The sequence below is a fragment of the Shigella dysenteriae genome (assembly GCF_022354085.1).
Classification (GTDB): Bacteria; Pseudomonadota; Gammaproteobacteria; order Enterobacterales; family Enterobacteriaceae; genus Escherichia; species Escherichia coli.
On the sequence record NZ_CP055055.1, the window covers coordinates 1,308,513 to 1,320,943 of the forward strand.

General features: G+C 49.8%; 13 protein-coding genes. 6 read left to right on the forward strand and 7 right to left on the reverse strand.

Annotated elements, in window-relative coordinates; genetic code table 11:
• Positions 1-96: 96 nt before the first annotated feature.
• The 4 genes from purK to ppiB form a co-directional block, all read right to left on the reverse strand.
• Positions 97-1,164 carry a 5-(carboxyamino)imidazole ribonucleotide synthase gene (gene purK / locus HUZ68_RS06125; protein WP_033815244.1) on the reverse strand — a complete coding sequence of 356 codons (1,068 nt, stop codon included), beginning with the start codon at positions 1,162-1,164 and terminating at the stop codon, positions 97-99.
• Positions 1,161-1,670, reverse strand: coding sequence for a 5-(carboxyamino)imidazole ribonucleotide mutase (gene purE / locus HUZ68_RS06130; RefSeq protein WP_001295318.1), 510 nt, complete (start codon positions 1,668-1,670; stop codon positions 1,161-1,163). The genes purK and purE overlap by 4 nt, the downstream gene beginning before the upstream one ends.
• A gap of 117 nt (positions 1,671-1,787) precedes the next feature.
• Positions 1,788-2,510, reverse strand: coding sequence for a UDP-2,3-diacylglucosamine diphosphatase (gene lpxH, locus HUZ68_RS06135; RefSeq protein ID WP_000212266.1), 723 nt, complete (start codon positions 2,508-2,510; stop codon positions 1,788-1,790).
• Positions 2,511-2,512: 2 nt separating this feature from the next.
• Complete coding sequence (gene ppiB, locus HUZ68_RS06140; protein WP_000256002.1) at positions 2,513-3,007, reverse strand: peptidylprolyl isomerase B; 495 nt, start codon at positions 3,005-3,007, stop codon at positions 2,513-2,515.
• 173 nt (positions 3,008-3,180) lie between these two features.
• Here ppiB and cysS point away from each other — a divergent pair, with 173 nt between their 5' ends.
• Complete coding sequence (gene cysS / locus HUZ68_RS06145; protein ID WP_000912345.1) at positions 3,181-4,566, forward strand: cysteine--tRNA ligase; 1,386 nt, start codon at positions 3,181-3,183, stop codon at positions 4,564-4,566.
• A 35-nt stretch (positions 4,567-4,601) separates the two neighbouring features.
• Here cysS and HUZ68_RS06150 read toward each other — a convergent pair whose 3' ends face one another.
• The 3 genes from HUZ68_RS06150 to folD form a co-directional block, all read right to left on the reverse strand.
• Positions 4,602-5,123, reverse strand: a complete 522-nt coding sequence (locus tag HUZ68_RS06150) for a metal-dependent hydrolase (RefSeq protein WP_033815243.1) — start codon at positions 5,121-5,123, stop codon at positions 4,602-4,604.
• A gap of 107 nt (positions 5,124-5,230) precedes the next feature.
• Entirely contained in the window at positions 5,231-5,443 is a 213-nt protein-coding gene (gene ybcJ / locus HUZ68_RS06155) for a ribosome-associated protein YbcJ (protein ID WP_000190288.1), read from the reverse strand.
• Position 5,444: 1 nt separating this feature from the next.
• Positions 5,445-6,311: a bifunctional methylenetetrahydrofolate dehydrogenase/methenyltetrahydrofolate cyclohydrolase FolD gene (folD, locus tag HUZ68_RS06160; protein WP_000729155.1), complete on the reverse strand. Its 867-nt coding sequence runs from the start codon at positions 6,309-6,311 to the stop codon at positions 5,445-5,447.
• A 479-nt stretch (positions 6,312-6,790) separates the two neighbouring features.
• Between folD and fimA the strand changes: the two genes are divergently transcribed.
• The 5 genes from fimA to sfmF all read left to right on the forward strand — a co-directional run bounded on the left by fimA (position 6,791) and on the right by sfmF (position 12,431).
• Positions 6,791-7,333, forward strand: coding sequence for a type 1 fimbrial major subunit FimA (fimA, locus tag HUZ68_RS06165; protein ID WP_000776555.1), 543 nt, complete (start codon positions 6,791-6,793; stop codon positions 7,331-7,333).
• Positions 7,334-7,552: 219 nt separating this feature from the next.
• Positions 7,553-8,245, forward strand: a complete 693-nt coding sequence (gene fimC / locus HUZ68_RS06170) for a type 1 fimbria chaperone FimC (RefSeq protein ID WP_000988370.1) — start codon at positions 7,553-7,555, stop codon at positions 8,243-8,245.
• A 30-nt stretch (positions 8,246-8,275) separates the two neighbouring features.
• Entirely contained in the window at positions 8,276-10,885 is a 2,610-nt protein-coding gene (locus tag HUZ68_RS06175) for a fimbrial biogenesis usher protein (RefSeq protein ID WP_033815242.1), read from the forward strand.
• A gap of 12 nt (positions 10,886-10,897) precedes the next feature.
• Positions 10,898-11,905 carry a type 1 fimbria D-mannose specific adhesin FimH gene (gene fimH / locus HUZ68_RS06180; RefSeq protein ID WP_239594069.1) on the forward strand — a complete coding sequence of 336 codons (1,008 nt, stop codon included), beginning with the start codon at positions 10,898-10,900 and terminating at the stop codon, positions 11,903-11,905.
• A 10-nt stretch (positions 11,906-11,915) separates the two neighbouring features.
• Positions 11,916-12,431 carry a fimbria assembly protein gene (gene sfmF / locus HUZ68_RS06185; RefSeq protein WP_033815241.1) on the forward strand — a complete coding sequence of 172 codons (516 nt, stop codon included), beginning with the start codon at positions 11,916-11,918 and terminating at the stop codon, positions 12,429-12,431.

Sequence of the window (12,431 nt, forward strand, 5' to 3'; positions counted from 1 at the left end):
CGCTTGGCGCGTCTTATCAGGCCTACAATGGGTACCGGATCGGTGTAGGCCGGATAAGGCGTTCACGCCGCATCCGGCAATCAAATGAGCACCAGGTTAACTGAACTTACTCTGTGCCCACATCACGCCGCTGGCATATTCCGGCGGCAGCAGCGGGATTAAGGCTTCCAGCGTCGCGGTCAGACGCGATGTGTCGCTGTCGGTCAAATTCAGATGCCCCACTTTACGGCCCGGACGGACTTCTTTGTCGTACCAGTGCAGATGCACCAGCGGCAGTTTCAGCCAGTCATAATTCACATCGCTACCAATCAGGTTGATCATCACTGACGGACTATTCACTATCGGTTGCGGTAACGGCAGATCGGTAATCGCCCGCAGATGCAGCTCAAACTGGCTGATGCTGGCACCGTTTTGTGTCCAGTGACCGCTGTTATGCACACGCGGTGCCAGTTCGTTGATCAACAGACCTTGCGGGGTGACAAAACACTCCATCGCCATCACGCCCACATAGCCCAGCTCCTGCATAATCGCCGAAAGCATCTCTTCGGCTTGCGCTTGCTGCTGTGCATTGGCCTGCGGGAAAGCGACGCTGGTGCGCAAAATACCGTCCTGATGCAGGTTATGCGTCAGCGGATAAAACACGGTGCTGCCATCAAAGCCGCGCGCGCCAACCAGCGATACTTCACCAGAGAAGTTAATGCCTTGCTCGACAATACATTCGCCGTAACACTCTTCCGGTAACTGTTCGGTTTCATCGGCGCGTAAACGCCATTGACCGCGTCCGTCATAGCCACCAGTGCGACGCTTAACAATCGCCAGCTCACCTAAACGATCAAACACCGCAGGCCACTCGCTGCGATCGGCAAGTAACTGCCACGGTGCGGTCGGCAGGTGGAGCTTATCGAAAAGCTGCTTCTGAGTCAGACGGTCAGCAATAATCGGGAACACATCGCGGTTCACAAAGGCAGGATGGCGCGCCAGCTCGCGGGTTAATGCGGTTTCCGGCCAGCGTTCGATCTCAGCGGTAATCACGCTTTGTTGAAAAGGCACCGCCGCCGGTTCAGCGTCCAGCCCGACCGGCCAGACAGCAATGCCTAACGGTTCGCCTGCCTGACGCAGCATACGGCCTAACTGCCCGTTCCCGAGGACGCAAACCTGTTTCATGCCGCACCTCGCGGGTCCGGGTTTTCCAGCACTTCGTCGGTCTGGGCTTTGCGCCAGTCATTCAGACGCTGGTGCAGTTCTTTATCATGAGTCGCAAGAATTTGTGCTGCCAGTAACGCCGCGTTTGCCGCGCCAGCTTTACCAATCGCCAGCGTACCCACCGGAATGCCGCGCGGCATTTGTACGATGGAGTAGAGGCTATCGACACCGCTCAGTGCGGCGCTCTGTACTGGCACGCCCAGCACTGGCACCAGCGTTTTGGCGGCAATCATACCCGGCAGGTGCGCTGCGCCGCCTGCGCCCGCAATAATCACCTGATAACCGTTCTCTTCGGCACTTTCGGCGAAGCTGAATAGTTTATCGGGGGTGCGGTGAGCAGAAACCACTTCAACGTGGTGCGGGACATTCAGGATTTCGAAGATTTCGGCGGCGAACTGCATGGTAGCCCAGTCGCTTTTGGACCCCATCACGATGGCGACACGCGCCGGATTATTGCGGGAAGACATGCGTCTTAAAACTCCTGTGGTGCACAACTCTCGGCTTTAGAGGGCACAGAGAATAGCACGGAAAGAGAGCAAGGAAAACGGTTGCGTGGCTGTGAAATCAGCAAAGTTGCGGGTTTTTTAAAACGGAAAATGAATCAGCTCAACGTCATCCGCCGTGACTTTCACCATCGAACCTTCTGTATGCCAGGCACCGAGTACCACGCGAAAAGCAGGTTGCTGGTTGGCGATAAGTTCATGTACCGCCGGGCGATGGGTATGCCCGTGAATCAGCCATTGCACTTGATGTTTTTCCATCGCACTGACCACCGCGTTTTGGTTAACGTCCATGATCGCCAGCGATTTACTGCTGTTGGCTTCTTTACTGTTCGCGCGCATTCGCGCGGCAATGCGTTTGCGCACAAACAACGGCAGGGCGAGGAATAGCGTCTGCAGCCAGGGTTTGTGGACCTTGGCGCGAAAAGCCTGATAACCCGCGTCATCGGTGCACAGCGTGTCGCCATGCATAATCAACACCCGACGACCATAAAGTTCGAGCACCTTTTCTTCCGGCAATAACGTCATGCCGCTTTCACGGGCAAAGCGTTTGCCGAGCAGAAAATCACGGTTGCCATGAATGAAATAACAGGGAACGCCGGAATCGGACACCGCTTTGATCGCCGCCGCCATCTGGCGATGGAGTGGGTTGGGATCGTCGTCGCCAATCCACGCTTCAAACAGATCGCCAAGAATATACAGCGCGTCGGCATTGCGGGCTTCCCCCGCTAAAAAACGCAGAAAACCGGCGGTGATCGCCGGTTCTTCCACGCAGAGATGAAGATCTGCAATAAAGAGTGTCGCCACGATTACTCGCTAACGGTCACGCTTTCAATGATAACGTCTTCTTTTGGCACGTCCTGGTGCATACCGCTACGACCGGTTGCAACACCTTTGATTTTGTCTACCACGTCCATGCCTTCAACCACTTCAGCAAACACGCAGTAGCCCCAACCTTGCAGGCTTTCGCCAGAGAAGTTCAGGAAGTCGTTATCAACCACGTTGATGAAGAACTGTGCAGTTGCAGAGTGCGGAGCCTGAGTACGGGCCATTGCCAGCGTACCACGGGTATTTTTCAGACCGTTGTTGGCTTCGTTTTTGATCGGTTCTTTGGTGGCTTTTTGTTTCATGCCCGGTTCAAAACCGCCGCCCTGAATCATAAAGCCGTTGATAACACGGTGGAAAATGGTGTTGTTGTAAAAACCTTCGCGGCAGTAGTCCAGGAAGTTTTTAACTGTTTCAGGTGCTTTATCGTCAAAAGTTTTGATGACAATATCGCCGTGATTGGTGTGGAAAGTAACCATTTTTGCATCCTGTTCCGTTTGATTGGTGCTTCAACCCAGTTCGGGTCATATATAGGGTGGTGTTATAGCATAACCGCACGATCGGATCATCACGCAATGTATGCTGATTCGCGCGGGAAATATGGGTATTATACGCAACTCAATTACCCACACATGTCTAAACGGAATCTTCGATGCTAAAAATCTTCAATACTCTGACACGCCAAAAAGAGGAATTTAAGCCTATTCACGCCGGGGAAGTCGGCATGTACGTGTGTGGAATCACCGTTTACGATCTCTGTCATATCGGTCACGGGCGTACCTTTGTTGCTTTTGACGTGGTTGCGCGCTATCTGCGTTTCCTCGGCTATAAGCTGAAGTATGTGCGCAACATTACCGATATCGACGACAAAATCATCAAACGCGCCAATGAAAATGGCGAAAGCTTTGTGGCGCTGGTGGATCGCATGATCGCCGAAATGCACAAAGATTTTGATGCGTTGAACATTCTGCGCCCGGATATGGAGCCGCGCGCGACGCACCATATCGCAGAAATTATTGAACTTACTGAACAACTGATCGCCAAAGGTCACGCTTATGTGGCGGACAACGGCGACGTGATGTTCGACGTCCCGACCGATCCGACTTATGGCGTGCTGTCGCGTCAGGATCTCGACCAGCTGCAGGCAGGTGCGCGCGTTGACGTGGTCGACGACAAACGCAACCCGATGGACTTCGTTCTGTGGAAGATGTCGAAAGAGGGCGAACCGAGCTGGCCGTCTCCGTGGGGCGCGGGCCGTCCTGGCTGGCACATTGAATGTTCGGCAATGAACTGCAAGCAGCTGGGTAACCACTTTGATATCCACGGCGGCGGTTCAGACCTGATGTTCCCGCACCACGAGAACGAAATCGCGCAGTCCACCTGTGCCCATGATGGCCAGTATGTGAACTACTGGATGCACTCCGGAATGGTGATGGTTGACCGCGAGAAAATGTCCAAATCGCTGGGTAACTTCTTTACCGTTCGCGATGTGCTGAAATACTACGACGCCGAAACCGTGCGTTACTTCCTGATGTCGGGCCACTATCGCAGCCAGTTGAACTACAGCGAAGAGAACCTGAAGCAGGCGCGTGCGGCGCTGGAGCGTCTCTACACTGCGCTGCGCGGCACAGATAAAACCGTTGCGCCTGCCGGTGGCGAAGCGTTTGAAGCGCGCTTTATTGAAGCGATGGACGACGATTTCAACACCCCGGAAGCCTATTCCGTGCTGTTTGATATGGCGCGTGAAGTAAACCGTCTGAAAGCAGAAGATATGGCAGCGGCGAATGCAATGGCATCTCACCTGCGTAAACTTTCCGCTGTATTGGGCCTGCTGGAGCAAGAACCGGAAGCGTTCCTGCAAAGCGGTGCGCAGGCAGACGACAGCGAAGTGGCTGAGATTGAAGCGTTAATTCAACAGCGTCTGGATGCCCGTAAAGCGAAAGACTGGGCGGCGGCAGATGCGGCACGTGACCGTCTTAACGAGATGGGGATCGTGCTGGAAGATGGCCCGCAAGGAACCACCTGGCGTCGTAAGTAATTGCGCTATTGCCGGATGCGAGTTTTCGCATCCGGTTATCGCCTGCGCCACCACAACATTCCCATAAGCACCATCCCCGGCAACCACACCCACATCAATTCAGAAATAATCACCTGATGCCCGTACGCTGTGGTGTAACGAGACAATGCAAACGGCGCGACTTTAATCACCTGCCAGGGAGCGAAAAAGCGTTCATCTGACCACGGCCACAGCCAGCCAACACCCTTACCACCAGTGGTTACCGAATCCAGCATGCTGTGCGATAGCAACGAGACGGTTAAAAACAGCCAGCAGCGAATCAGCCCAGCCCTGAACCATCGGCGTCCAATCAGCACACATAACAGCGGGACAACAAACGCAAACACCAGCGAATGGGTAAACCCGCGATGACCAAAAACATTGCCGTAAGCAACGCCAAATTTAAACGACAATACGTCTGCGTCGGGCAGCATCGCCAGGATGATTCCGGCAAATAACAGACGCGGAGGGATGACTTTCGAACCCAACCCTAAACCAATGCATAGGGGAACGGCGGCGTGCGTAATAACGGTTGGCATGATGGTCGCTTCGGCAAAATGTCGATGCTATCAGCATGGATGAACGGGGCGTAGAGGGCAAAAGTCTGAAAAGAGAACCGGCCTGTTGATACAGGCCGGGAAAGGGATCAGGCAACAACCTGTACGCTGTGACCTGCAAAACTCACTGTCTGACCGGCGACGATTTTGCAGCGTTTGCGCGTTTCAACCGCACCGTCGACTTTCACCTGGCCTTCGGCAATCGCGATTTTCGCCTGCGCGCCGCTTTCGCTCCAGCCTTCCAGTTTCAGCAAGTCGCACAGTTCAACGTGCGGATGTTTACCTAAAGAAAATGTCGCCATGTTACTCACCCTGTGGATCATGATATTCAACGCACGCCTGAAGCGTGTTTTCAATCAGCGTGGCAACCGTCATCGGGCCAACGCCGCCCGGAACAGGCGTAATGTATGAGGCGCGTTTAGCCGCGTCTTCAAACACGACGTCGCCCACAACTTTGCCATTTTCCAGACGGTTGATGCCGACATCAATCACAATTGCGCCTTCTTTGATCCAGTCACCAGGAATAAAGCCCGGCTTGCCGACGGCAACGATCAGTAGATCGGCATTTTCTACGTGATGACGCAGATTTTTAGTGAAGCGGTGAGTCACGGTAGTGGTGCAACCTGCGAGCAACAGTTCCATGCTCATTGGACGACCGACGATATTCGATGCGCCAATCACCACGGCGTTGAGGCCGAAGGTATCAATGTTGTAACGCTCAAGCAGCGTGACGATACCGCGCGGGGTGCAGGGACGCAGACGCGGCGCGCGCTGGCACAGACGACCGACGTTATAAGGATGGAAACCGTCCACGTCTTTGTCCGGATGAATACGTTCCAGCACTTTGACGTTATCAATACCCGCCGGTAACGGCAGTTGAACCAGAATGCCATCGATGGTGTTGTCGGCATTCAGCGCATCGATAAGCTCCAACAGCTCCGCTTCGCTGGTGGTTTCCGGGAGGTCATAAGAGCGGGAGACGAACCCGACTTCTTCACAAGCCTTGCGTTTGCTTGCGACATAAATTTGCGATGCAGGGTTACTACCCACCAGCACAACGGCCAGTCCTGGTGCCCGCAGTCCGGCTGCAATACGCGCCTGAACTTTTTGAGCAACTTCAGAGCGCACCTGCTGCGCAATCGTTTTACCGTCAATAATCTTTGCTGCCATCAGAGAGAGGATTCCATCTGTTACGTAGGTCGAAGGGGATGCGCCTATTTTGTCAGAAGCGGGGCGCGCTGTCAGGTTTCGTTTCAGATTTATCGCGTGAAGCGACCTCTTGCGAAGGTGAGGCGCACCGTCGCTGAGGTCGCTGAGATTGAAAGCTTCATTTTTCGTCCATGATGGCGTTGTAAATCTGGAACTGATTTATTTCCTTGTTTAAGGATTAAGATAATTTAAGAAATACCTGACAATATAAAAAGAATTTTCAGCCTGGTAATTTACCGCTTCAGGTCTATATTTGTGTTGAATATATTTTGCGCGGAAGTATTCATCTAACGGGGCTCTCTATTTTTTAGAATAGAGTGCATATTTTCAATTAAGACATTCTTAGAGGATAAAAAGGAATTTACTACTATCAGTGTCTTAAATAAAGTAATCGGTTATATACGGATGTGGAGTCGATAAATGAGATTGAAGGAATATATATGAAATTAAGATTTATTTCGTCTGCGCTGGCTGCCGCACTATTCGCCGCTACGGGTAGTTATGCTGCCGTTGTAGATGGCGGTACAATTCACTTTGAAGGCGAACTGGTGAATGCTGCCTGTTCAGTGAATACTGACTCGGCAGACCAGGTTGTCACACTCGGTCAATATCGTACCGATATTTTCAATGCTGTTGGTAATACCTCTGCATTAATTCCATTCACTATACAGTTGAACGACTGCGATCCTGTTGTTGCCGCTAATGCTGCCGTTGCATTTTCTGGTCAGGCTGATGCAATCAATGATAATTTATTGGCCATTGCATCCAGTACCAATACAACAACAGCAACAGGTGTCGGTATTGAAATACTTGATAATACATCCGCAATTCTCAAACCTGATGGGAATAGCTTCTCAACCAACCAGAACTTGATCCCCGGGACCAACGTTCTTCATTTTTCTGCACGTTATAAAGGCACCGGTACAAGTGCATCAGCAGGGCAAGCAAATGCTGACGCGACTTTTATTATGAGATACGAATAATCAAAACCACGTTGTTTTGAATTATATATCACGTCTTATAACAAAGTAATGTACCGGTTGTCTGAAGCGGTATGGTGGCAATGTAAATCGAAATCATGTTCACTTTGTATCATGCCGCTTTATTAAATGAAAAGGGAATGATGTGTTGTAATAAACCAAAGCAATCATTTCTTTATATTTCTTATTTTTGCCGTCAGGAATACACAAGGCGTATTAACTATGATGACTAAAATAAAGTTATTGATGCTCATTATATTTTATTTAATCATTTCGGCCAGCGCCCATGCTGCCGGAGGGATCGCATTAGGTGCCACGCGTATTATTTATCCCGCTGATGCTAAACAGACTGCGGTATGGATTAGAAATAGCCATACCAATGAGCGTTTTCTGGTCAATTCGTGGATTGAAAACAGCAGCGGTGTAAAAGAAAAGTCATTCATCATTACACCGCCACTATTTGTTAGTGAACCCAAAAGCGAAAATACTTTGCGTATTATTTACACCGGTCCACCGCTGGCGGCAGATCGTGAGTCTCTGTTCTGGATGAATGTTAAGACGATCCCTTCGGTAGATAAAAATGCATTGAACGGCAGGAATGTTTTGCAACTGGCGATTTTATCGCGCATGAAGTTATTTCTCCGTCCAGTTCAATTACAAGAATTACCCGCAGAAGCGCCGGACACACTCAAGTTTTCGCGATCCGGTAACTATATCAATGTTCATAATCCATCACCTTTTTATGTCACCCTGGTTAACTTACAAGTGGGCAGCCAAAAGTTGGGGAATGCTATGGCTGCACCCAGAGTTAATTCACAAATTCCCTTACCCTCAGGAGTGCAGGGAAAACTGAAATTTCAGACCGTTAATGATTATGGTTCAGTAACCCCGGTCAGAGAAGTGAACTTAAACTAACCGAATCATCTGACAATATCAGAGCTAATTATGAAAATACCCACTACTACGGATATTCCGCAGAGGTATACCTGGTGTCTGGCCGGAATTTGTTATTCATCTCTTGCCATTTTACCCTCCTTTTTAAGCTATGCGGAAAGTTATTTCAACCCGGCATTTTTATTAGAGAATGGCACATCCGTTGCTGATTTATCGCGCTTTGAGAGAGGTAATCATCAACCTGCGGGCGTGTATCGGGTGGATCTCTGGCGTAATGATGAGTTCATTGGTTCACAGGATATCGTATTTGAATCGACAACAGAAAATACAGGTGATAAATCAGGTGGGTTAATGCCCTGTTTTAACCAGGTACTCCTTGAACGAATTGGCCTTATTAGCAGTGCATTTCCCGAGTTAGCTCAGCAGCAAAATAATAAATGTATCGATTTACTGAAAGCTGTACCTGATGCCACAATTAACTTTGATTTTGCAGCGATGCGCCTGAACATCACTATTCCTCAGATAGCGTTGTTGAGTAGCGCTCACGGTTACATTCCGCCTGAAGAGTGGGATGAAGGTATTCCTGCTTTACTCCTGAATTATAATTTCACTGGTAACAGAGGTAATGGTAACGATAGCTATTTTTTTAGTGAACTCAGCGGGATTAATATTGGCCCGTGGCGTTTACGCAACAATGGTTCCTGGAACTATTTTCGCGGAAATGGATATCATTCAGAGCAGTGGAATAATATTGGCACCTGGGTACAGCGTGCCATTATTCCGCTGAAAAGTGAACTGGTAATGGGAGACGGCAATACAGGAAGTGATATTTTCGATGGTGTTGGATTTCGTGGTGTACGGCTTTATTCTTCCGATAATATGTATCCTGATAGCCAGCAAGGGTTTGCCCCAACAGTACGTGGGATTGCCCGTACGGCGGCTCAGCTAACGATTCGGCAAAATGGTTTTATTATCTATCAAAGCTATGTTTCCCCCGGCGCTTTTGAAATTACTGATTTGCACCCGACATCTTCAAATGGCGATCTGGACGTCACCATCGACGAGCGCGATGGTAATCAGCAGAATTACACAATTCCGTATTCAACAGTGCCAATTTTACAACGCGAAGGGCGTTTCAAATTTGACCTGACGGCGGGCGATTTTCGTAGCGGTAATAGTCAGCAATCATCGCCTTTCTTTTTTCAGGGCACGGCACTCGGCGGTTTACCACAGGAATTTACTGCCTACGGCGGGACGCAATTATCTGCCAATTACACCGCCTTTTTATTAGGGCTGGGGCGCAACCTCGGGAACTGGGGCGCAGTGTCGCTGGATGTGACCCATGCGCGCAGTCAGTTAGCCGACGACAGTCGTCATGAGGGGGATTCCATTCGCTTCCTCTATGCGAAATCGATGAACACCTTCGGCACCAATTTTCAGTTAATGGGTTACCGCTATTCGACACAAGGTTTTTATACCCTTGATGATGTTGCGTATCGTCGAATGGAGGGGTACGAATATGATTACGATTACGACGGTGAGCATCGCGATGAACCGATAATCGTGAATTACCACAATTTACGCTTTAGCCGTAAAGACCGTTTGCAGTTAAATATTTCACAATCACTTAATGACTTTGGCTCGCTTTATATCTCTGGTACCCATCAAAAATACTGGAATACTTCGGATTCAGATACGTGGTATCAGGTGGGGTATACCAGCAGCTGGGTTGGCATCAGCTATTCGCTCTCATTTTCGTGGAATGAATCTGTAGGGATCCCCGATAACGAACATATTGTCGGACTTAATGTTTCAGTGCCTTTCAATGTTTTGACCAAACGTCGCTACACCCGGGAAAATGCGCTCGACCGCGCTTATGCCTCCTTGAACGCTAACCGTAACAGCAACGGGCAAAATAGTTGGCTGGCAGGCGTTGGTGGGACCTTACTGGAAGGCCACAACCTGAGTTATCACGTAAGCCAGGGCGATACTTCGAATAATGGGTACACGGGCAGCGCCACGGCAAACTGGCAGGCCGCTTACGGTACGCTGGGGGTCGGGTATAACTACGACCGCGATCAACATGACGTTAACTGGCAGCTGTCTGGCGGTGTGGTCGGGCATGAAAATGGCATAACGCTGAGCCAGCCTTTAGGGGATACCAATGTTTTGATTAAAGCGCCTGGCGCAGGCGGTGTACGCATTGAAAATCAAACTGGCATTTTAACCGACTGGCGCGGCTATGCGGTGATGCCGTATGCCACGGTTTATCGGTATAACCGTATCGCGCTTGATACCAATACGATGGGGAATTCCATCGATGTTGAAAAAAATATTAGCAGCGTTGTGCCGACGCAAGGCGCGTTGGTTCGTGCCAATTTTGATACCCGCATAGGCGTGCGGGCGCTCATTACCGTTACCCAGGGTGGAAAACCGGTGCCGTTTGGATCATTGGTACGGGAAAACAGTACCGGAATAACCAGTATGGTGGGTGATGACGGGCAAGTTTATTTAAGTGGTGCGCCATTGTCTGGTGAATTACTGGTTCAGTGGGGAGACGGCGCGAACTCACGCTGCATTGCGCACTATGTATTGCCGAAGCAAAGCTTACAGCAAGCCGTCACTGTTATTTCGGCAGTTTGCACACATCCTGGCTCATAAAGGAAATTATCAATGAAGATAATCTGCAGATTATTATTGGCAATGGCATGTTTGTGTCTGGCAAACATATCCTGGGCTACTGTTTGTGCAAATAGTACTGGCGTAGCAGAAGATGAACACTATGATCTCTCAAATGTCTTTAATAGCACCAATAACCAGCCAGGGCAGATTGTTGTTTTACCGGACAAATCCGGCTGGGTAGGTGTGTCAGCAATTTGTCCACCCGGCACGCTGGTGAATTATACATACCGTAGTTATGTCACCAACTTTATTGTTCAGGAAACTATCGATAATTATAAATATATGCAATTAAATGATTATCTATTAGGTGCGATGAGTCTGGTTGATAGCGTGATGGATATTCAATTTCCCCCGCAAAATTATATTCGTATGGGAACAGATCCTAATGTTTCGCAAAACCTTCCGTTCGGGGTGATGGATTCTCGTTTAATATTTCGTTTAAAGGTTATTCGTCCCTTTATTAACATGGTGGAGATCCCCAGACAGGTGATGTTTACCGTGTATGTGACATCAACGCCTTACGATCCGTTGGTTACACCTGTTTATACCATTAGTTTTGGTGGCCGGGTTGAAGTACCGCAAAACTGCGAATTAAATGCCGGGCAGATTGTTGAATTTGATTTTGGTGATATCGGCGCATCGTTATTTAGTGCGGCAGGGCCGGGTAATCGACCTGCTGGTGTCATGCCGCAAACCAAGAGCATTGCGGTCAAATGTACGAATGTTGCTGCGCAGGCTTATTTAACAATGCGTCTGGAAGCCAGTGCCGTTTCTGGTCAGGCGATGGTGTCGGACAATCAGGATTTAGGTTTTATTGTCGCCGATCAGAACGATACGCCGATCACGCCTAACGATCTCAATAGCGTTATTCCTTTCCGTCTGGATGCAGCTGCGGCAGCCAATGTCACACTTCGCGCCTGGCCTATCAGTATTACCGGTCAAAAACCGACCGAGGGGCCGTTTAGCGCGCTGGGGTATTTACGCGTCGATTATCAATGAGGTACGGAGAATGAGAAGAGTATTCTTTAGCTGTTTCTGCGGGTTACTGTGGAGTTCCAGTGGATGGGCAGCTGACCCTTTAGGAACGATTAATATCAATTTGCACGGTAACGTGGTTGATTTCTCTTGTACCGTAAACACAGCGGATAAGGATAAGACGGTAGATTTAGGCAGATGGCCTACGACACAATTACTGAACGCTGGCGATACCACGGCACTCGTCCCTTTTAGCCTGCGGCTGGAGGGATGTCCTCCGGGTTCAGTTGCGATTTTATTTACGGGAACGCCGGCATCTGATGCCAACCTGCTGGCTCTGGATGATCCCGCAATGGCACAAACCGTTGCCATCGAATTACGTAATAGCGATCGCTCCCGGCTCGCACTGGGGGAGGCGAGCCCGACTGAGGAAGTAGATGCAAATGGCAATGTCACACTAAACTTTTTTGCCAATTATCGAGCGTTAGCCAGCGGTGTTCAGCCAGGTGTGGCGAAAGCGGATGCGATATTTATGATCAATTATAATTAA